Source organism: Mesorhizobium sp. M7A.F.Ca.ET.027.02.1.1, assembly GCF_004022985.1.
GTDB lineage: Bacteria > Pseudomonadota > Alphaproteobacteria > Rhizobiales > Rhizobiaceae > Mesorhizobium.
In genome coordinates this window covers 1-20,383 of the sequence record NZ_RZOL01000069.1, presented here as the reverse complement: position 1 = coordinate 20,383, position 20,383 = coordinate 1, and the positions used below count along the sequence as shown (strand labels likewise).

The following is a 20,383-nucleotide window of genomic DNA, read 5'->3' as shown; positions in this document are numbered from 1 at the left end:
CGCCGGTGCCGCTGTTCGGCGGCACCAATGGCAGCTTCGCGGTCAAGCCGGGCGGCATGTTCATGGCGGTGGCGCCGAACGCCGCCGGCCTGTTCACGGTCGGCGCCGGGTCCACCGACGATCTCAAGATCACCAACTCGTCGTCGGGCACTGGCGTCACCTATTCCATCGTCGTGGTCGGCCGGTCTGCCTGATGCCGGTTCGCGGCGACAGGGAAGTGGCGCGCGCGCTGCGCGAACTGGCCAACCAGGTGGCGGTGCCGCTTGGCACCGCCTCGCGTTTCGCCCTGCAGCCGACGCTGAAGCAGGCGAAGGCCAATGCCCGGGCGCTTCCGCTCAAGGAAGGAACCGGGACGTTGGCCGCCTCGCTCATCATCCGGCAGAAGCCGCGCACCTCGAAGGTCAATCCCACCTTTCAGGTCGGCCCGAACGCCGGCTTTCAGAGAGCGACCGAGTTCGGGCCGAGACGTCCGGTCAAGTACGCCCATCTGGTCGAGTTCGGCACCGCGCCGCATTTCCAGCCCGAGCGCGGCGTGACGCACCCTGGCGCGCCTCCGCACCCGTTCCTTGCTCCTGCCTATTTCACGACGCGCGAAGCCGTGGTGAAGCGCTTCGGCCAGAAGCTCGGCCCCGAACTGGAAAAGCGGGCGGCAAAGCTGGCATCGCAGCGGCCGGGGCGCAGGCCTGGGACATGAGCGGCGCCGGAGACCTCGATCGTCGCATCACGTTGCAGCGCGCGACGATGGTCAACGATCCCGACTACAACTCGGAAGAGCCGACCTGGACGCCCTATGCCACGGTCTGGGCCAAGATGGAGTTTCACGGCTCGAGCGAAGGCGAAGGCGCGTCGCGGGAATATGCCGAGATGGGGCTTTATTTCACCATCCGCTGGCGTGCCGACATGTCGTTTACGGATCGCCTGCTGTTCAAGAATGGCGAAGGCACCGACGAAACCTATGAGATCGTCGGCCGGCCGCGCGAGATCGGCCGGCGCCGCTATCTCAAGATGCAGGCGAGGCTGATCGAATGAGCGGCGTCTCCCTGGCCATCAAGGCGCTGCTGTCGCGCGCCGCCGTCAAGGCAATCACCGGCACGCGCGTCTATCCCTTCCCGCTTCCGCCGAAGACCAGGCTGCCAGCGATTGCCGTCGCCATGGCGGGCGAGGATGACGAGTACATGCTCGACGGCGCCGGGCAATATCCGGAAACCTCGCTGCAGTTCCACTGTGTCGCCGCCACCGCCAAGGCGGCGATCGAGCTTGGCGAGGTGGTCAAGCAGGAGATGCGGGACCTGCACTACACCGCCGCCGGCGCCGACGCCTTGTTCACCAAGGAAGCGCTCGACTACACCGATTTCGCCACCGACCTGTCGACCCATCGTCGCATCATGGGTTTTTCCAACCGCTGGCGATAGCCGCGCTCCCGAAGCGCCCCTGGCCCGTCAATCCCGGCGCGGCCCCTCCCTGAAAGGAAACGACGATGACTGCAACAACCGGTAAAGCCGGTCGCGGTACTTTGCTCAAGATGGGCGATGGCGGCGGCCCGGAGATTTTCACGGCCATCGCCAACGTAGCCAACTTCAATGGCCCCAATGAGAGCATGACCATGCTCGACGGCACGCATCTCAGCTCCGGTGACTTCATGGAGAAGATCCCCGGCATGAAGGATGGTGGTCAGGTGGCGATGACCTGTCACTTCGATCCGACCCATGCCACGCACGACGCGACGACGGGCCTCAAAAAGAAGTTCGACGACAAGATCCTGACGAACTTCCGTCTCGACTTTTCGGCGATCTGGGCAACGAACAATCTGGTTTCGTTCGCGGCTTATGTGAACCTTGGCCAGATTCAGGGTTCGCCGAATGAGATCATCACCCGTTCCGTGACGCTCGAGGTGTCCGGTGCCGTCACTTGGAGCACCGCAGCGTAATGGCCAACAAGCACATCGGCGAAGTCTCCGCGTCCGAGTTCGCGCCGGGCGTCGTCATCCGTCTCGACATGGCCGGGCTCGCCGCGCTGGAAGACGAGTTCGGCGAGTTCAACTGGTCGCAGCGCCTGTTCCTCGGGCTTTCGATGGTGGCGCCATCCAAGATGATGGCGGTGCTCAAGGCCGGCCTGCGCAACAACAAGGGCACGCTGTTTTCGACCGGCGACGAGATGCCGGAATGGCCGCCCGAAAAGCCGTTCGTGGTGCTGGCCAAGAAGTGCCAGGACGCCATCACCATGTCGATCTACGGCAAGCCCTATGAAGTGTGGGCCGCCGAAACCAACGCGCCGCCGGAAGAGGAAGACGACCGCCCTCAGGGCGGCGCGGAGGTATTGTAGCCGAGGCCTACAAGGCCGCCATCCGCGCCGGCATTCCGGACGATCAATTCTGGCCGTCATCGCTTTGTGCGCTTCGGCAGCGCATCGAGATCACCTTTCAGCAGCAGGTCGAGGATCTGTGGACCCTCGCCTGGTGCTCGGCCAAGCTCAATGCGAAGGCCTGGCACGATCCGAAGAACCTCCCGCAAAATCCATCTTCGCTTTGGGAGAAGGCTCACGATCCGGCGCTCGCTTTGGCCGCCGCCTTCGGCCGGCCGGGCGATTGAACCTTTGAGGTAATCCAGTGGTCTCAACAGTCGGGTCGATTTCGATCGACCTCAACACCAACGCCGCCAAGTTCGCGACCGGCTTCCGGTCGTCGGCGACGACTGTCGAGCAGCAATCGTCACGCATGCGCAACAGCATCGCCTCGATCGAAAAGAGCGCGCTGCTGGCGTCGACCACGCTCAAGAATCTCGGCACCGGCCTTGCGGCCGGCGCCGGGCTTGCCGCGCTGGCGTCGCTGGGCGGGGCCTTCGACAAGCTCAAACAGACGATCTCCGAATATGACGAGATCGCCAGCAACGCCAAGACGACAGGCCTGCGCACCGACACCTATCAGGCGCTGGCCTTCGCCGCGAAACAGGCAAACATCGATCAGGAAAGCTACAATTCCTCGCTCAACATTTTTGCCAAGAACGCCGGGCTGGCGGCCACAGGTCAGGGCGCGCTGTTCTCAAGCCTGAAGAAACTCAACCCGGAACTGCTGCAGAACATCCTCAACACCAAGGACCAGGAAGAGCGCCTGAAGCTGGTCGCCGACGCGCTGGCGCAGACCAGCGATGCGACCGAAAAGGCCGCCCTGTCGGCGGCGGTGTTCGGCAAGGGCGGCGTCGAGATGGCGCGCATCTTCGAACAGGGCCGCGCCTCGATCGACAGGTTCAAGAAGACCGCGCAGGATCTCGGCATCATCGTTCCCGACGATCTCCTGCAGCGCGCCGGCGAAATCGATGACAAGTTGGATGTGCTCTCGACCGTCATCAATGCCCAACTGGGCCAGTCGCTGATCAACCTTGCCCCACTGCTCGTCGGGGCAACCCAGGGCTTTGCCGATTTTTCCAGGGAACTGAACGCCACTTCCGCGATCATCGACAATTTCATCCAGAACCCGAGCCTGGCCAACTTCGCCAGGATCTTCGGCGACGGCAGCATCAAGAATGCCCTGGACGGTTTGGCGCAAACGTCCAGTCGCAGCACCGCCGAAATCCAGGCCGATATCGATGCGGTCACTCAAAGGCTTCGTGATCTGAAGGTGGAGGCTGAAGCCGGATTTGAAGTCGGCATGGCCACGGATCGAGCGCAGGATGATCTGAAAGACCTTCAAGCGGAGCTGCGCCGCACTGGCATCGCCGCCGAAGCCGCCGCGAACAATGCTGCCGGCGCCTTTGATGCCATGCTCAATTCTTTGGGGAATGCCGCGGCGGCGCCTTCGCCAGCCCCGCTGCCGACCGTGCATCGCTACGGCGGCAACCCGAACCAGATCGAGCTGCCGCAGCAGAACAACTACCAGTCGAATGTAAACGGGTCCGGTGTTGGTGTCAGGTCATTTGGGGGAGCGGTAGCGGATCAGCGCTATTCAAGCGAGACGGCCGACAACACCGGAACCACTGCCGACAATGTCGGCAAGCTCGACCGAAACACCAAGAGCTATCTGCAATCCCTCAGCAACGACATGAGCGGCTATTCCGACAAGCAGGTCGCGGCCCAGAACGTCACCATCAGCAAGCTGTCGGAAGTCGCCGGCTGGATGAGGATGTCCACGGCGGCATTGGCGGCCCTGGTCCACAACAACGACAGCGGCGCGACCGGCACCGGCAAGACCATGTTCGGCGATGCGTTCGATTCCCAGTATGGCAGTTACATCTCCAGTTGGGGCGTCGGCAAGGTAAAGCGCCCGACCATTCAGCTTTCGCCGACCTCTGACGACGGCTCCTATGACACCTCGGTCAATGTGCAGCAGCCGGGCAATCCGATCACCTTCAACTACCACGCCGCGCCCAGCGTCAGCACGGAAACGGCCAAGCAGCAGGCGCGCGACATGTACAACGAAATGACCCTGCAGGCATCGAGGTCGTAATGGTCGATAGCGTCGCCATCAACGACAAGTTCGCGCTCGGCATGCGCATGGGGCCGGTCTTCCAGACCACAACCGTCCCGCTGATGGGCGGCTTCGAGGATCGCAACCAGGACTGGGAGATCGCGCTTTGGAAATATGAGGTTTCACTGACCAACCGGCCGCTCGCCGAAATCGAGGCGTTCATGGCGCATATTCTGGGCCGGCGGGGCGCCGCCTACGTCTTCCCGCTGCGCGATCCCCTGCACAACACGCTCACCGACGAGAACGTCGGCACCGGAGACGGCGTCACCTCGGCGTTCCAGATATACAAGACCTATACCGACACCGACCGTCCGTATCTCAGGCCGATCACCATTGTTTCCGGCCTCGTCGTCAAGGTCGCAGGGGTGACAAAAACTGTCACCACCCACTACACCGAATCCAATGGCATCGTCACCTTCACGGGCGGCAACATCCCGACCGCCGGCCAGGCTATCACAGTGACGTGCGACTGGCTGGCGCGCGTCCGCTATGAGCAGGATTACAACCCGGTCACCTTCCCGGTCAGCGTCGGCGCCACGCGCGCGGTCGCGTCGGCCGGGCCGATCATCCTGCTGGAGCGCTTCCGGTGAGGCTCACCAGCTCTGGCCTCAAGGCGGCGATGTCGGCCACGCCGCATACGCTTGGCTGGCTGGGCAAGTTCGTCTTCGCCGATGGCACGACGATCCGCGTCTCGGCGACCGGGAAGAAAGCCATTTTCGATTCCGAAACATGGCCGGCCGACAAGAGCTTCAAGGGCTCGACCCTGAAATTCAGCGGCGATGGCAGTGTTCCAGACGGCGAGGTCACCGCGCCGGCCGCAATCTCCGATGCCTACGATTCAGAAGACGTCTATGCCGGCACGTTCGAAGGCATGCAGATCACGCTCTACGTCTTCAACCATGCCGATCCGTCCGTCGGCGGCATGCAGCTCGGACCCTACACGGCCGCCGAGATCAGCTATGACGATCGCGGCAGGATCGCGGTGTTCGAAGTCCGCGGCATCCTCCAGCGCGCCAAGGAAATCACGGTCGAGGAACTGTCGGTCTCCTGCAGGTCGGACCTTGGCGATCAGCGCCCCGGCTTCTGCAATCTCCCGCTCTACCCGAATGATGTTGCGCGCAGCACGGCCTATGCGGTGGGTAACTATGTGCGGGTGTCGGATGCGGGGAACTATCACAACCGCATGTTTCGCTGCACCACGGCTGGGGCCACAGCTGGATCAGCGCCAGCCTACAACTACACCGTGGCCGCGACCACAACGGACGGAACCGCCGTCTTCACCGCCGAGGAAGCCTGGGTGCGTTCGGGTGTTATCGCCACGCACACCGATGACAGTGATTTTACCGCGACGCTGACCGAAAGCCGAGCCGTCGATGGCTGGTTCACCAACGGCGTCATCAAGTGGACTTCCGGGCAGAATGCCGGGCTCTACAACCAGTTTCGAGCGTGGACGCAATCCAGCAGCCGGATTCGCATCTGGGGCGCTGCGCGCTGGCCTGTGGCCGTTGCCGACACGTTCGAAATCGTTCCCGGCTGCGACAAGACATTCGCCATGTGCAAGACACGGTTTTCCAGCTCGATCAATTTTCGGGGTGAGAACCGGCTGCCTGGTCTGGCATTCCTAAATGGTGCAGGTCTATGAGACGGCCACGGTGGGTTTTCGATGAACCGACAGCGCCGGTCGTTCCATCGGTGCCGGAAGTCCAGACCACGCTGCCGACTTCGGCCTATGGCCAGACCATTCCCGTCGTCTTCGGCAAGTGCCGGCTGCCGGCGGCCTATATCTGGGTGCCGCCGATCCTGACGGTGACCTCAACCCATGTCGAATATTGGGACACGATTACTTCGACCACGGCGAAGATGTCGGCCCGGCTGCGTTTCGCGCGACCGCTGGTTCCGGACTCGAGCTGGACCCTTCGCAAGCTCTACGCGAACGGCAAATTGATCTATGATGGGTCGACTGGCTATCGCCAGAGCGGCCTCAGATTTACCGCCTACGATGGCAGAAGCACCCAGCCGCGCGACCCGGCGATGGTCCGCGAAGAGGGCGAGAGCAACGTCTCGGCCCATCGCGGCTATCTCGATATCGTCGTCGTTGATTTTGATATTATCGGCCTCGGAGCGCCGCCGGTTTTCGAGGCTGAGTGGATCCAGGACGGGGCGACGACGCATGACTATCAAAACTTCACCACGTTGAGTTCAGGGGCGATCAGCTACATTGTCCCGGTGTGGGAGGATCTGCAGTTCTACGGCTACACCGGTCCGGGCGGGCTCATCAGGCGGTTTTCCATCGGCGCACTGCAAGAGTTCTACGCCTTCCCGCAGGGTGGCGGAGCTACCATGTTCGCTGGCTGGCGCTACAGCCGCGCCTATGACTGCCTGTTCTACCTTGGAGAATCGGGGGACGGCCATTGGAGCCTGCGCGTTCTAGATGCGCAGAACGGCGCAGTTTTAGCCGCGGGCGACGATGTAGGCACCGTTCTTGCCGTCATCGGCGCGACATGCCTGATCGAAATCGGTGATGGTGCGATCTACGCCGGTTCGACTGACGATCAGCAATTGTTCTGCTACTACTACAAGGCATCTGTCCCTGAGACGCTTACGCTGGCGACCGAAACCGCTGCAGGCTGGGGTGGGTATGCAAGCATTCAATGCCTGACTCCTGGAGCCATCCGGGGCAATGAGGCGGATGTCTGGATTTGCGCCGACAACGTCCTGGTCAAGGTCATCTTTACGGCCATCGGCACAATCAAGAGCACGACCGTCGTTGCCGCCCTGGCGGATGATCTGCGCTATGCGGTCTACGACGATGGCGATCTTGTCGTCTGGACCGATGCTGCTGCGGTCAAGCGGATCAATGGGACAACCGGCGCTGTCGAGTTCACCAAGACCGTTCCCTACCAGATCACCGCGGTTGATAGCGGCAGGAAGATCGGCGATCCGGATTTGCAAAGGCTCACGGACGAACTCTATTACGCCGCTAGCGGCACCTCCTATTTCACCAGTCTTCAGACGGGAGAAACCCGGTCCATCAGCGGCGCCGCCGTCAGTCCTAATGTGTTCTACTATGATGGTCAAACCGATACGATCCTGACCCATGATGCGTTTGGCGTACCGCAGCGCCTTCGGATCATCTCGGAAGACGGCACGCAGCGGCAGCTTGAGGACTTTCTTGTTGCCCTCATGCAGGCCGGCGGCTTCGATTCCTCAGAAGTCGACACAATCAACATTGATGACGTGATCGACGGCGCGGTGATCGATGTCACCGCAGGGGTCAGGGACATTGCCCGTTCGGTGTGCGAGCCCTATTCCATCGCCATCTTCGAGCGCGCTGGCCAGATCATCTTCAAGCGCGCCTTCACCGATGGCGCGTTCGCAATCGATGCCACGCTGTCGTCGGCTGGCGATATCGCCGACAGCGGCGGCCAGGCGATCAAGGCCAAACGCCTGAACCCGGAAGAGTTCATCGCGCGCTATGGCATCAACTACCGCGACCCGGCCGAGATCTACCAGCCGCGGGCGCAGTTCGGCGAAATTCCATCATTGCCGTTCCCGGTGGCGCCGGCCGATCAGTCGGTAAAAGCCGACATGCCGATCATTGTCGACGCCGATACGGTCAAGGTTCTCGCTACCCAGAAGGTGAACCGGCTGGCGATCGAGCGGCACGAATTCCGGATGACGCCACGGGCAAAATTCCTCGATCTCGAACCCGAGGATATCGAGCGCTTCACCTTCGCCGATCGCATCATCACCGCGCGCATCATGGAATGCACGGTGAGGCCGGATTTCATGATCGACGTCACGGCGACGGAATTCCTGTCGAGCGTGTCGGTTTCGATCTCTGGTGCGACCGGCAATCCGACCGAGCCCAATCCCGTCGGCACGCCAGAAAGCCGTTACCACCATCTCGACATCCCGCTGCTGTCGGATGCCGACGACCTGGCTGGCGCCGGCTTCGTGCAATACCATGTGCTGGCTTCGGCGGGGCAGCCCTACTGGGATGGTGCAACGCTGTTCCGCAAGGATGCCTCGGGTATCTATCAGCCGGTCGGCAGCCAGCCGACGAATGGCCTGGTGGGCATCGCGCTGGAAATTCTCCCCGACTGGGACATCCCCTATGTCACCGAATTCACGCGCACGCTCAACCTGACGATCATCTCGGGCAACACCGACCTGTTGACCTCGGCGACCTATCTCGAGGTGATGAACGGCGCCAACGTCTTTGCCATTGGCCAGCCCGGTCGATGGGAAATCTGCCATGTCATGACCATCACCAACAACGGCGATGGCACCTTTACGTTCGAAGGGCTCCGCCGTGGCCGCAAGTCGTCGGAGGAATACACCGCTCTGCATCAGGCCGGTGATTTCGTCGTCTGGCTTTCAGCCGGCAATGTCCAGAACATCGACTATTCCATAGCATCACTGGACGATGCCTTCGATTTCAAACCGGTCGGGTTCGGCGGGACGCTTGCCGGCACGGTAGCGGTCAATCGTACCGTCACTGGCGAGGCTGAGAAAATCCCAAAGCCATGCCAACTTGCGGCGACAGTGGTCGGATCCGATATCGTTCTTGACTGGGTGAGGCGCACGCGCATCGGTTCCTACTGGTCCGACGATGGCGACTACACCGCGCCGCTTGGTGAAACGCTGGAACAGTACGTGGTCAGGATCAAGGATGGCCCGGCCGGCGCGGTGCTCCGCACTTTCACCGTCGATGACGTGACGACCAAGACCTATCTGGCCGCCAACATCACGACCGATTTTGGCTCGATCCCGGCCCAACTCACCTTCGACGTCAGGCAGGTGTCCGGAACCGGCGTCATCTGCCCGACGCGTGAAGAGACCATCGACCTTTAGGAGCCTCCATGGCGAATGATCTTGACATCCCGGCCATCTCTGATGGCCAGGCCGATGACCAGTGGCAAACCTCGAATGATGGCGATGCCGCGCTGGGCAATGCGCTGGCCGACATCTATACGGTCGATTTTTCCGGCGGCGATGTCACGTTGACTGCGGCGCAGTTTCGGTCGGCGATGACGTTCGTGCCTAGCGGCCTTTCTGCGACAAGGGCTTTGACGCTGCCAGCGGTGAAGCGAGCGCTGTTCTTTGTCCACAACACGGACGCAAGCGACGCCATAACGGTCACGCGTGGCGCTACCACGGTTTCGGTAGCGGCCGGCAAGATTGGCGCGCTGTACACAGACGGCACGACCAATGGCCTTGTTGGCATCATTCTGACGCCAGGCGTTGGAGCCAGCGGCGATGTCGTCGGCCCGGCGAGCGTCACAGATGGCAATCCATCCGTCTTCGATGGCACCACGGGTAAACTGATAAAGGAGCGGACGTTCACCCAGTTCACGGCCTCTCTGAGCGCCGTCGTCGGGGATAGCGGCTCTGGCGGCACCAAGGGTCTGGTGCCTGCGCCTGGTGCTGGTGACGCGGCGGCCGGCAAGTTTCTGAAGGCGGATGGTACTTTTGCGGTACCGGCTGGATCCGGTATCGGCGATGTGGTCGGCCCTGGCAGCACGGTCAACAACAACGTTGCTGTGTTCGATGGCACGACCGGCAAGTTGATAAAAGATGGCGGCAAGGGCCTGCTGGAATCGATCATCATCGCGGTTGGCGATGAGACCACGGCGATAACTACAGGCACCGCGAAAGTAACATTTCGCATGCCGTATGCCTTCACGCTGTCAGACGTCCGCGCATCGCTCACGACCGTTTCCTCTTCAGGTATCCCGACTGTCGACATCAACGAAAGCGGAACCACCATCCTCTCTACAAAGCTCACGATCGACGCCAGCGAGAAGACCAGCACGACGGCGGCAACCGCTGCCGTGATCTCTGACGCCAACCTGGCCGACGATGCTGAAATGACCATCGATATTGACGTGGCCGGTACGGGCGCTGCCGGCCTGAAGGTGTACCTGATCGGTGTCCGCGCATGAGCATGATGGTTCAATCGGGGAGGTTTGGTCCGCCACCGCCTACCGGGCCGACCGTCACGTTCATCGGAACGTTTACGGATAAACTCACCCCAGACCCGCATACGGCAACCGTCAATGTCGGCGCGGCCGGAACCAAACTCGTTGTCATTTGCCCACACAGCCTTCGCAACGCGGGAGCCCAGCGCACCATCGTCTCGGTCAGCATCGACGGCACCAACGGCACGCTTGCCGGTCAAAATGGCATCAACGACGGGGTCAACGAAGGCACCCAGACCGGCATTGCCTATCGCGAGATTTCGACAGGCGGCAACATAACCGTTGTCGTAGATTGGAGCGCGGTGCATTCGTTCGCTGCGTTCGATGCATATACGATCACCGGCTATGTCTCGAATACCCATGACGACGTGAAGACGGCAACTGGCAACAACCCGACCATCAGCACATTGACCACTGCGGCGGATAGTTGCGTCATTGCCAGCGCAAGCGGCGTCGAGCCGGCGACGGGCGCCTTAACGCTCTCCGGCGTCTCGCTCGATCACGAACAGCAATGCGATAGCGCTAACGGAATCGTTCACATGCGCGAAGGCTGCGGCCATGTGTCGGGGCTTTCGGCAACCAGTACATACAATGTACAGGCGACGTCGGCGGCCGGGTTTGAAGTGGTTGCGGCGATATCGTTCCATTAAAAAAGGGACCGGCGCGATGACACCGGTCCCTTCCTAGGCCGATAGCGGTCTTTGGGCCTAACCTCCAAAGAAAAGACCGAGGCCGCCATCGCAGAACGCGCCCGGGTGCAGGGTCGCGCTTTGTTCTTAAAATCAGGTGCCCGTGCCGGTCGAGGCATCGCAGCCGCCGACAGTGCTGTTCTCCAAAGCATCGCAGAGCCCGGTGAATCGGGCGTTCACCCATCCGCCGATAGCGATGACCGTCATGATGGAGGCGACGGCAATGATGCCGATAAGGATGGAATATTCAACCATCGCGGCGCCGTTTTCGTCGTCGCGGAACTGCTTCATCATGTTACGCATGTTACTTCCCCTTTTGTTGACTTCGAACCGGGGAGCCAACTGCTCTATCTTCGCCCCAAGTCTCCCCGTCGGAACTTATTTAGCCTCCGCTGATATGCAGAAGTCAAAGAGATTTTAACGCAACGTTAACTGCGAAGACTTGCAGCGCTGCTTGAAACGACAGGTAACTTCATGATTTTGCAGATCATTTTGGAGACTTAACCATAGTAGAAAGCGATCTTCCCAGAAGCATGCCGGTCGGTGTGGAGCCCTTTGCACTGATATACCCCGTTATTTAGTGAGCCTTCCGCAGCGCATTGAAGACAACATCGGCATCGTGGCTGGTGCCCGCTTTCCAGCACTTGCCACTGGCCGTCGACAAGCCTGAGATGCCCGCCGTCACAGGTTCGGATCTCGCCCGCTTGCCCGATCACTCGATCCCGCAATTCCGGAAGCAGATCCAGCCACGGCTTCGGCAGCGAAAACCAGTCGCGTCGTTTCATCCCGGCTCCTCCCGGCGCCGACCATAGCCAAAATATCCAAGACCGAACAACTGCCCGCGAGGGCGGAAAGAAAGGAAACCGCCATGCCCAGTTTTGGTGCGTCGTCGCAGTCTGCGCTATCCAAGTGCCATCCGAAGCTTCAGCAGATCGCCAACGCGGCGATCGCCGTCATCGACTTCCGCATCCTGGATTCGACGCGTGGCCGCGATGCGCAGGAGCGCGCCTTTGCCGCAGGCAAGAGCAAGGCGCACTTCGGCCAGTCGGCGCACAACTGGCAGCCCGCGATCGCTTTCGACCTCTTCCCTGCGCCATATGACTGGAACAACCGGCAATCCTTCATCGATCTCTGGAAGGTCATCGGCTGGAACAATGGGGCGGGCAAGGGTGCCGGCCTGGCCCTGTCGCTGGCAATCCCGCTGCGCTGGGGCGGTGACTGGAACATGGACGGCAACATGTCAGACGGCTGGGATCTTCCACATTACGAACTGCATCCCTGGCGCACATGGGCCAAGCAATCCAAGCTGTTCGCGGGCTGATCATGACTGTACGACGTATTGTCACTGGCTTCGGATCTACCGGACCTTTCAGCAAGCCGTGGAACGTGCGCCGCAAGATGGCGATCGCCATCATCGTCTGGGGCTGCGGGCTAATCACCTACCTGGCCCTGTTCGGCAAGCCGGACAGTTTGCGCGAGGCGATCGCCAATTCCGTGGCGCTGCTCGTCGCCTCGACCGTCGGATCGTTCATCTTCGGCGCCACATGGGACAACGCCAGCGAGCGCCGGGCCGAGGTCGACACCATGGCCGTGAATGCCGGCATCCCGCCGACGCAACAAGGCGGCGCGACCGTCGTCCAGCAAAACAACCAGGCTCCAATCCAAGAGGATGGTCCCTGATGGGCACGATCGAACTCGTCCTGGCCATATGGGAAGCTATGCGGCCTTATGCGCTCGTCTCTGCCGCTGGCGCGCTGATCGGCCTGCTGTTCTTCGTCGTGGCATGGGGGTAAGGCATGGGCGCCATTCCATACATCGGCCCGTTCCTCGCCTTCGCGACCTCGCGCATCGGCCTGCCGATCGTCGTCGCCGGCGCCATCGTCTTCTTCTATGAGGGGGTCCCGCTCGGGCCGGTTCGCGACATCCCCTATGTGGGGCCAGCGCTGTCCGGCATCGTCGACGGTCGCGTCGATCGGGAATATGCCGCGGGACAGCTCAACGAACGCCTCGTCTGGCAGGAGAAGCAGCGGCGCGCCGAGATCGCACAGGCCGCGAAGATCAAGGCGAAACAGGCCGATATCGACGCCGCGGCGCAGCAGCTCGCTGACAGCGAGGGCGCCAACCGCGCCGATACGCTGCGCATCGCCGATCTCGAAGACCGCATCCGGCAACAGAAGGACGAAGACAATGGCCCGCCATCATCTGGTGACGCTTCTCGCGCTTGCAAGCCTCGGTATGGCCTCCCCGCCCGGCTGTCAGTCGGTGTGGACGCCATCGGGCGATGATCCGAAGCCGCACGTCGACCCGAGCGTGATGGCAGAGTGCGGTGGCGTCGTCGATGTGCCTCACCGCTTCATCCCCGGCGATGAAACCAGCCGGCTTTGGGCGCAAGACCGCGCCAATTTTGGCGACTGCCGGCGTCTCAACCACGCAAAGGCCGTCACCATCAAGGCGCTGTTGAAATGAGACGCGGCAAGGGTGCCTGCGTGATCCTAGCCGGCGACAAGGCCGAATTCGACAACGGCACCTAGCAGTGCATGGGGCGGGACAAACGAAGAATGGTCGATGACAATGGTACCGAGAGAAAGCTTCCGCGTCGGCTCGTCGACCTCGATGAGGAGACAATCCGATGGCTGGACCGACTGACCACCGAAGAACGAACGGCGCTTATTTGGGCAGGGCATCTGCCGGAGGAAAAGCGCAAACGCCTCGACATGTTCCTGTCGCTGGAAAAGGACAAGTTCCAGGCCGGATTTCAAGTCGTCGAGCTGTGGACGAAAGTAAGCTGGATCGCGCGGACGTCGACCAAGCTCCTGCTGTTCGTCGCAGGAACGTTGGTAGCGATCAACCAGGTGCTCGCCTATTTCTCATCACCGGTGGGAAAGCCATGAAGCTGTGGCGGTCATGGGGAGAATTCCGGGGCAAGGTCGACCTTGCTGCCGCGACCGCCCTCGGTCTGGCCGCATTATTGGGTGTCGGGCTCGCAGCGGCGATATCCTCGATACTTGACAGGGAACCGCCGACGGTGTTCGAAATCGCCACGGCCTTGACGCCGGAAGTTCCGCAAGGTGGTGTCCTCGATATCCAATACACGGTGGTTCAGAATCGCGTCTGCGCGGCGGCTGTGGAGCGCTATATCACCGATGTTGACGGGAATATCCACGTCCCATCGACCTACACCGTGGGCAAGCAGACCTTGATAGAAGGCTATCCGCCGGAAGGGCGGGAAACCTATCATCGATCGGTAACGGTTCCCCTAGCTGCATCCGTCGGCCCGGCGCGCTATGATGCTCGCTTTACGTACTCGTGCGGCATGCTGCAGAAACTGGCTTATCCGATCGTGGTGGATGCGCCGCCGATCCGCTTCATGATCACTCCGGCCCCTGCTTCGGTTGCGCCGTTGACGCCCGATCCCTAATCCCCGAGCGTATCCGCTCTATCTCGCCCCGCTCTTGCTTCGGCATGGGCGGGGTTTTTCGTTTGTTTGGAGGGATAGGTTTCTGGTATGAAATAGCGTCGGGATATGGAAGCTTCGGGGCGAGCAACCCCGCCATTCCCGGCTCCAGCGGTCGACCTAATTATATACCTGACATAGCCTCATGCACTGTGACATGCCCGCTAGCCAGCAACCCCGCCAGCCGCCGCTTCGCCACCCAGCCCAAGCCGCATCTCGGCGTCGCATTTGTAATCCCCGATCTCCGGCACGTCGATGTTGGCGATTCGGATATGCCGCTCGTCGATGACGATTGTGTCGCCGTCGATGGGCGAAGGCGGGACGATGAAGGGCAATCATCAGCATCGCATCACCTGGTTGCGCGCGATCGACTACCGCGCCGAGGCTTTTTTCGCATTGATCAAAAAAAGAACTAGGGGGCGGAACGAAAGCGGATTGCTTGTACGAGTTTTGTACGGAAAACGCCTGCAAGTTGCCACTCTGTACCGCATTTGGCTGCATGGAACCGCAGGCAGGAACAAAACAAGTCTCGTGTAAGCACTGATATTCATTGATAAATATGGCGCACCCGACAGGATTCGAACCTGTGACCTCTGCCTTCGGAGGGCAGCGCTCTATCCAGCTGAGCTACGGGTGCTTTCCGGAATCCGGAAAACGAACCAGCCGGTGAACCGGCAAGTCACGGCTTCTTAGCGGAAGCGGGCGCGGGCTTCAACGGGCAATTGGTGATTGGCGGCTGTCGCGTGGTGGGGGTGGGTTGGTCCTCTCACAGGTGCGTGCTTATCGGATATGGCGCTCCCCCTCTCCGTCTCGGCTTCGCCGAGCCACCTCCCCCCCACTTTGTGGGGGCGAGGAACCGCTCATTGCCCCGCCTCGCTCACCACCCGCCGCCCGCGCACCGCCCGCTTCGGCTTTTTCGCGCCGGCCAGTTCGTGCATCGCATCCAGTTGCATCTGCTGCATTTCGGCCAGGCGCGTCCATTGGCGTGAGATGAGGTAGTCGAGTTTTTCGTGCAGATGGCGCACTTCCAGCTCGGCCTTGAGGTTGACGCGGTAGTCGTTGAAGGAGCGCAGGCGGTCCTTGGACTCCTGCCGCCGCTGGCTCATCATGATGATCGGCGCCTGGATGGCGGCGATGCAGGAGAGCAGCAGGTTGAGCAGGATGAAGGGATAGGGATCGAAGGCGGCGCTCATGCCTTCGAGCAGGTTGATGCCGATCCACACCAGAAGCACGCTGGCAAACGAGATCAGGAACCACCAGCTGCCGCCGAAGGCCGCCATGTTGTCGGAGACGCGGTCGGCAAAGGTGCGGTGCTCCTCGAATTCTTCTTCCGAGTTTTCGGAAATCGTGTCCTGCCTGGCGATCGATTCGACCACCTGGCGGTCGAGCTCGGAGAATTCGCCGTGCTCCTGCTGCAGCAGCTCCTCCATATAGCGCATGCGGTAGCGGCCGAGCTCGGCGCGGCTGATGCGGGCGCCGGCCGGCAGGTCGGGATGGTCCGAGCGGATGCGGTCGGCGAGGCTCGGGCGCAGCGTGTCGATGCGCACCAGATCGCGCTTGCGGAATTTGCGGCCTGATATCGCCGACGGTTTTTTCTTCGGCTTGCCACGGTGGCCGCCGGGGCCCGCGGGTTCGGAGTCCGGCACTTCGGGCGTCTCGAGGTGCTCGTCCGATACCGGATCGGCCTCCAGCTCACCGACGATCGGCGCCTCGAAATATTCGCCGCCGTCATCGTTCTGATTGTCTGCCGGCTGCTCGGGCGTTTTGGGGACGGTGCTCATGATGCGGGCTCCTGGTGGTGCTGGGCGACGATAGACAGAGGTGGCGGCGCATAGCCAGCGCCGGGCACGGATTTCGCGGGCCGGACAAGTGGTTTTGATCGGAGAAGGCGATGTGGCTGGCGGCGGCTCGCCCCTGAGGGCGGGTGGAGACGTTCGAAATTGGCCGGAGCCTCCCCAACTTCGTCATCCACGGGCGAAGCGGGAGCGAAGCGGACGCGTAGACCCGCGGATCCATGCCGCGACCTTGGCCGGAGAATGCAGCGGAGCCGAATTCAGCACCGCTGCGGGGCCTTGGAGTCCCGGCATGGATCCCAGGGTCTGCGCCGCGTCGCTGCGCTCCTTGCTTCGCCCTAGGATGACGAAGCGATGGATGTTTCCGCTAAACGGCGCCAAGGCTACGAGAGAAGGCGACGGGGCGGCGGGCAACAAAAAACCCGCCTTGCGGGCGGGTCACGTTTCCAGTGGATCAATTGGCGCGACTCAGCACCATACCCAAAACAGTAGCTTAGCTGCCTTCACCGAGTCAAGAAAAAATTCCTATTCGTCACCGCGCGGCCAGGCGCGATGCTTGCTACGGCAGCTCACCCTTCGCAGGCTCAGGGCGTTCGTCGTTCCAAAAGCCAAGCAATTGGCTTTTTGTCCGCTACGCGGACCACTCCTCACTGCTCCGCGAACATCAACCTGGTCTTGGCGCCGTCCGTGGTCGGCGACAGGCTGCGCTGGATCAGCGCTTCGACATGGTCGTTGCGCTGGCGGGCTGAGTCGGCGCCCATCACCACGACGATCAGATTGCGGCCGTCGGCATTGTAGGAGGTGACGATGTTGAAGCCCGAGGCCCTGATGTAGCCGGTCTTGATGCCGTCGACGCCGCGCACGCGGCCGAGCATGTCGTTGTGGCCGCGCACCAGCCGGCCGCGGAACATGAAGTCGCTTTCGGAGAAATAGTGGAACTGCTGGGGGAAGCGCTGACGCAGCGCCATGCCGAGCACCGCCATGTCGCGCGCCGTCGTCATTTGGCCACCGTCGGGCAGGCCCGACGCGTTGCGGAAGGTGGTGCTGGTCATGCCGAGCTGGCGCGCCTTGGATGTCATCATGGCGGCGAACTGATCCTCCGAGCCGCCGAGATATTCGCCGACCGCGACCGCCACGTCGTTCGCCGATTTGACGACGATGGCGCGGATCGCCGAATCGACATCGATGCTTTCGCCGCGCCGGAAGCGCATCTTGGTCGGCGGCTGCGAGGCGGCATGGTCCGAAACCGGGATCTGGGTCTCCTTGCTGACGCGGCCGGAGTCCAGCGCCTCGAACAGCAGATAGAGCGTCATCATCTTGGTCAGCGAGGCCGGGTAGCGCTGCGCCGTCGAGCTGACCTCGAACAGCTGCTTGCCGGTCCTGGCGTCGACGACGATGGCGGCATATTTCTGCGCCGGCGCCGGTACGGCCAGCACCGAGTCCGGCGGCGTCGTGGCGCAGCCGGCAAGCAGCACCAGCAGGGCGAGTGCCGCAAAAAATCTCTGGATGAGCGGAAGGGGGTTGTACAAGGGCAAGTCTGTTCTAGGGTCGGCTGTTGCTGAGATGCGGCGAAGCTAACGTAACGCATGTGATGCGTCCATTTGGTTAATGGCGGCAGCAAGGCATTTGCCCAGGTTTGCGCATATTTTCAGAGCTTGGCGCCGCCCCTCATCTGGCTGCCGCCATCTTCTCCCCGTGAACGGGGAGAAGGACGCTCTCCTCGACGGGTTCGCCAACCGCCGGCGTCGCAGAGTGAACGCCAACGCCGCGGCATCTCCCTTCTCCCCGTTCACGGGGAGAAGGTGCCGGCAGGCGGATGAGGGGCAGCGCCGGCGTCGGCTATCGGCCCCGCCGAGCATCTGCCCCGAAAACGCCGGTTTTCCCGTGTCTTTCCTTGCCAGGGCCGCGTTTCCCGTGGGAAGGGGCGTGGTATCTCAGGGCTTGGGGGCTTGGCATGACGAATATCGGGGCCGGGGGCGCAGCGCCCTCGCTTATCAGGGCATCGCTCAGCCGCACCGGCAAATGGGCCGGCAGCGTCGCCTTTATCGGGGGTGCGGTATCCGACATCCTCAATCCGCTGGCGCCGTTCGCCGCCTATATCGCGCTGGTTGCCGCGGTGGCCGCAATCATCATCGCCATTGCCATCGTGCTCAGGCTGGTGCTGGCGGCCAGAGCGCTGCCGGCCTTGATCTTCGCCACCACGGCGGCGGCCGTCGCCGGCGGAGTCTACGGCCTGCAGCAGCAGACCAACGCCCAGAACGGGGTGATCGCAAGCCTGGTGCCGGCCATTGCCGGGCTGCAGCAGTCGATGGGGATCGTGTCCGAAAAAGTGGCCAGGATCGAGCAGACCGTCACGCAAACGCAAAAGACGGTCGAACAGGTCAAGCAGACGACCGACACGGTGGCGAAAAAGGCCGACGAGATCGCCTCGGCCCAGCAGCAGCAGACGCAGCAGACGGCGGAGGTGCAGAAGACCACCGACGAGGTGAAGAAGCAGACCGAGACGCTGGCCGCCGGCCAGGCGCAGCAGCAGGCCCAGACCGAGAAGCTGCAAGAAACGACGCAGCAGATCGCCGCCTCGATCGACACCATCGCCAAGGGCTTTGCCGCCTTGGCCGCGCAAGGCGGGGCGATTGCCGAGCCGAAGCGGCCGGACGAGTTCTACCACAATGCCCGCGTCTATGAGCTGTCCGGCGACATGCTCAATGCGCGGCGCTCCTACCTCGCCTTTGCCGGTTTCGACGTCGACGCCATCGACCCCTACACGCGCTTTGCCACGCTGCTTCGGGTGCAGGACGGCAAGGCCGGCGCGCGCGAAGTGTTCGGCGCGCTTGCCGACAAGGGCAAGGCGCTGTCGATCAAGCTGGTGCATATCCAGCAGTTCGACGACGCCCAGCGCCTCGACAAGCTCAACGCCTTCATATCAGCCAATCCAGATTTCGCGCCGGCCTATTTCCTGTTGGCGCAGGAGTTTTCGGAAGATCGGCTCGGCGCCCAGACGCTGGCCGACAAGCGCAACGAGGCCAAGGCACTGACCAGGTTCGTGTCCTACGAAAAGGATGGCGGGCTGCTCAAATATTTCGTCGACCAGACGCAGCTCGCCGACTGGCTGGACCGCAGCCGCAGCCGGCTGGCCGCACTCGGCGACGTGCTCGACCCCTCCCGCTTCGTGCCTTCGCTGACGCCGATGGGTTCAAACCAGGGCTGGTCGATGACCATCTCGCTGCCGGAGCCGGCAACCGCCATCTCCTGGCGCATGGGCGACAGCGGTCCGTTCACCGACACCGGTTTCCTGGCGATGAACGATCAGACGACCGGCAAGCCGATGGCCAATCCGAGCTTCGAGATGCCCGACAGCACCGTGGCCGGCATTATCGCCATCAAATATCTCGACATCAGGGGCCGCGAGACCGGCCCGTTCGACATCCGCTTCGACCCGGAGACAGCGCTCCAGCAAGGCAACAAGCAGATCCTCGACCAGTTCTGGACCTCGTGGATCGCCTTCGATGCCAGCGGCAATCACGGGCTGGTCTACTTCACCCAGATGCTGTCCTACCGCTGCGCCATCAAGCAGGTGCATTACAGCCTGAACGGCGCGGCGCTCGACAAGGAGATCAAGATGCCGCCTTGCGACAAGAAGGATCCCTACGCCATCCCCTACGACTACCAGCCCTATTTCAAGGTCGCCGATAGCGTGAAATCGATGTCGGTGCAGGTCACCTACACCGACGACACCAAGTCGCCGATACGGGAATACAAGCGGCAGTAGCTGCGCTCACCCTCCCCCTTGTGGGAGGGTGAAAGGGCGCTGATGCAAAATGCCTGCCGCAATGCTTGCGCAAGTGCCGCCGAACAGGCCAGTTTGCGCCTGCAGAATCGGTGAGAGCACAATGACCATCCACACCATCAAGGCCCGGGGCATTTCGGTTTCGCTCGACCTCACGGTCGGCCATATCGCCGACATGGTCGTCGAGGGTGGCGGACGACAGCTGAAGCCGCTGCAT

Annotated in this window: 23 protein-coding genes and 1 tRNA gene; 19 read left to right on the top strand and 5 right to left on the bottom strand. The window is 62.1% G+C overall.

The window, feature by feature from the left end; translation table 11 throughout:
- The 12 genes from EN749_RS37670 to EN749_RS10915 form a co-directional block, all read left to right on the top strand.
- The coding region (locus EN749_RS37670) for a hypothetical protein (protein WP_210214715.1) at positions 1 to 194 on the top strand (194 nt) is incomplete at its 5' end.
- Positions 194 to 694, top strand: coding sequence for an HK97 gp10 family phage protein (locus tag EN749_RS10965; protein WP_128363133.1), 501 nt, complete (start codon positions 194 to 196; stop codon positions 692 to 694). The genes EN749_RS37670 and EN749_RS10965, both read left to right, overlap by 1 nt.
- A complete protein-coding gene (locus tag EN749_RS10960) occupies positions 691 to 1,029 on the top strand; it encodes a phage head closure protein (protein WP_128363132.1) in 339 nt (112 codons plus the stop codon). Before EN749_RS10965 ends, EN749_RS10960 begins: the two co-directional genes overlap by 4 nt.
- On the top strand, positions 1,026 to 1,412 hold the full coding sequence (locus tag EN749_RS10955) for a DUF3168 domain-containing protein (protein ID WP_128363131.1): 387 nt from the start codon (positions 1,026 to 1,028) through the stop codon (positions 1,410 to 1,412). Before EN749_RS10960 ends, EN749_RS10955 begins: the two co-directional genes overlap by 4 nt.
- A gap of 65 nt (positions 1,413 to 1,477) precedes the next feature.
- Positions 1,478 to 1,927 (top strand): phage tail tube protein, encoded by a 450-nt coding sequence (locus EN749_RS10950; protein WP_128363130.1) that lies wholly within the window; start codon positions 1,478 to 1,480, stop codon positions 1,925 to 1,927.
- Positions 1,927 to 2,322, top strand: a complete 396-nt coding sequence (locus tag EN749_RS10945; RefSeq protein WP_128363129.1) for a hypothetical protein — start codon at positions 1,927 to 1,929, stop codon at positions 2,320 to 2,322. The genes EN749_RS10950 and EN749_RS10945 overlap by 1 nt, the downstream gene beginning before the upstream one ends.
- A 283-nt stretch (positions 2,323 to 2,605) precedes the next feature.
- A complete protein-coding gene (locus EN749_RS10940; RefSeq protein ID WP_128363128.1) occupies positions 2,606 to 4,438 on the top strand; it encodes a hypothetical protein in 1,833 nt (610 codons plus the stop codon).
- The gene (locus EN749_RS10935; RefSeq protein ID WP_128363127.1) at positions 4,438 to 5,049 is read left to right on the top strand and encodes a DUF2460 domain-containing protein; all 612 of its coding nucleotides are present in this window, start codon (positions 4,438 to 4,440) and stop codon (positions 5,047 to 5,049) included. The genes EN749_RS10940 and EN749_RS10935 overlap by 1 nt, the downstream gene beginning before the upstream one ends.
- Positions 5,046 to 6,101: a DUF2163 domain-containing protein gene (locus EN749_RS10930; RefSeq protein ID WP_128363126.1), complete on the top strand. Its 1,056-nt coding sequence runs from the start codon at positions 5,046 to 5,048 to the stop codon at positions 6,099 to 6,101. The genes EN749_RS10935 and EN749_RS10930 overlap by 4 nt, the downstream gene beginning before the upstream one ends.
- Positions 6,098 to 9,316, top strand: a complete 3,219-nt coding sequence (locus EN749_RS10925; protein WP_128363125.1) for a phage tail protein — start codon at positions 6,098 to 6,100, stop codon at positions 9,314 to 9,316. Before EN749_RS10930 ends, EN749_RS10925 begins: the two co-directional genes overlap by 4 nt.
- An 8-nt stretch (positions 9,317 to 9,324) precedes the next feature.
- A complete protein-coding gene (locus EN749_RS10920) occupies positions 9,325 to 10,407 on the top strand; it encodes a hypothetical protein (protein WP_128363124.1) in 1,083 nt (360 codons plus the stop codon).
- On the top strand, positions 10,404 to 11,093 hold the full coding sequence (locus EN749_RS10915) for a hypothetical protein (RefSeq protein WP_128363123.1): 690 nt from the start codon (positions 10,404 to 10,406) through the stop codon (positions 11,091 to 11,093). The genes EN749_RS10920 and EN749_RS10915 overlap by 4 nt, the downstream gene beginning before the upstream one ends.
- A gap of 132 nt (positions 11,094 to 11,225) precedes the next feature.
- On the opposite strand, the gene EN749_RS10910 is transcribed toward EN749_RS10915, so the two are convergent.
- The gene (locus tag EN749_RS10910; RefSeq protein ID WP_128363122.1) at positions 11,226 to 11,435 is read right to left on the bottom strand and encodes a Flp family type IVb pilin; all 210 of its coding nucleotides are present in this window, start codon (positions 11,433 to 11,435) and stop codon (positions 11,226 to 11,228) included.
- Between the two features lie 565 nt (positions 11,436 to 12,000).
- Here EN749_RS10910 and EN749_RS10905 point away from each other — a divergent pair.
- From EN749_RS10905 to EN749_RS10880, 6 genes are all read left to right on the top strand, one after another.
- The gene (locus EN749_RS10905; RefSeq protein ID WP_128363121.1) at positions 12,001 to 12,453 is read left to right on the top strand and encodes a hypothetical protein; all 453 of its coding nucleotides are present in this window, start codon (positions 12,001 to 12,003) and stop codon (positions 12,451 to 12,453) included.
- Between the two features lie 77 nt (positions 12,454 to 12,530).
- Entirely contained in the window at positions 12,531 to 12,812 is a 282-nt protein-coding gene (locus tag EN749_RS10900) for a hypothetical protein (protein ID WP_128363120.1), read from the top strand.
- Between the two features lie 116 nt (positions 12,813 to 12,928).
- Entirely contained in the window at positions 12,929 to 13,417 is a 489-nt protein-coding gene (locus tag EN749_RS10895) for a hypothetical protein (protein ID WP_128363119.1), read from the top strand.
- Positions 13,418 to 13,445: 28 nt separating this feature from the next.
- Positions 13,446 to 13,598 (top strand): hypothetical protein, encoded by a 153-nt coding sequence (locus tag EN749_RS37665; protein ID WP_189367458.1) that lies wholly within the window; start codon positions 13,446 to 13,448, stop codon positions 13,596 to 13,598.
- Between the two features lie 92 nt (positions 13,599 to 13,690).
- The gene (locus EN749_RS10885; RefSeq protein ID WP_128363117.1) at positions 13,691 to 14,023 is read left to right on the top strand and encodes a hypothetical protein; all 333 of its coding nucleotides are present in this window, start codon (positions 13,691 to 13,693) and stop codon (positions 14,021 to 14,023) included.
- Complete coding sequence (locus EN749_RS10880) at positions 14,020 to 14,550, top strand: hypothetical protein (protein ID WP_128363116.1); 531 nt, start codon at positions 14,020 to 14,022, stop codon at positions 14,548 to 14,550. The genes EN749_RS10885 and EN749_RS10880 overlap by 4 nt, the downstream gene beginning before the upstream one ends.
- Positions 14,551 to 14,750: 200 nt before the next feature.
- Here the strand turns inward: EN749_RS10880 and EN749_RS37660 are convergent, their stop codons facing one another.
- From EN749_RS37660 to EN749_RS10860, 4 genes are all read right to left on the bottom strand, one after another.
- On the bottom strand, positions 14,751 to 14,921 hold the full coding sequence (locus tag EN749_RS37660) for a hypothetical protein (RefSeq protein ID WP_189367456.1): 171 nt from the start codon (positions 14,919 to 14,921) through the stop codon (positions 14,751 to 14,753).
- 225 nt (positions 14,922 to 15,146) lie between these two features.
- Positions 15,147 to 15,223 (bottom strand) — tRNA-Arg (locus EN749_RS10875).
- A 223-nt stretch (positions 15,224 to 15,446) separates the two neighbouring features.
- Positions 15,447 to 16,367 (bottom strand): DUF1003 domain-containing protein, encoded by a 921-nt coding sequence (locus tag EN749_RS10870; protein WP_128363115.1) that lies wholly within the window; start codon positions 16,365 to 16,367, stop codon positions 15,447 to 15,449.
- A 659-nt stretch (positions 16,368 to 17,026) separates the two neighbouring features.
- Positions 17,027 to 17,908 (bottom strand): D-alanyl-D-alanine carboxypeptidase family protein, encoded by an 882-nt coding sequence (locus EN749_RS10860; protein WP_245491345.1) that lies wholly within the window; start codon positions 17,906 to 17,908, stop codon positions 17,027 to 17,029.
- A gap of 425 nt (positions 17,909 to 18,333) precedes the next feature.
- Here EN749_RS10860 and EN749_RS10855 point away from each other — a divergent pair, with 425 nt between their 5' ends.
- A complete protein-coding gene (locus EN749_RS10855; RefSeq protein WP_128363112.1) occupies positions 18,334 to 20,148 on the top strand; it encodes a methyl-accepting chemotaxis protein in 1,815 nt (604 codons plus the stop codon).
- Positions 20,149 to 20,383: the final 235 nt, after the last annotated feature.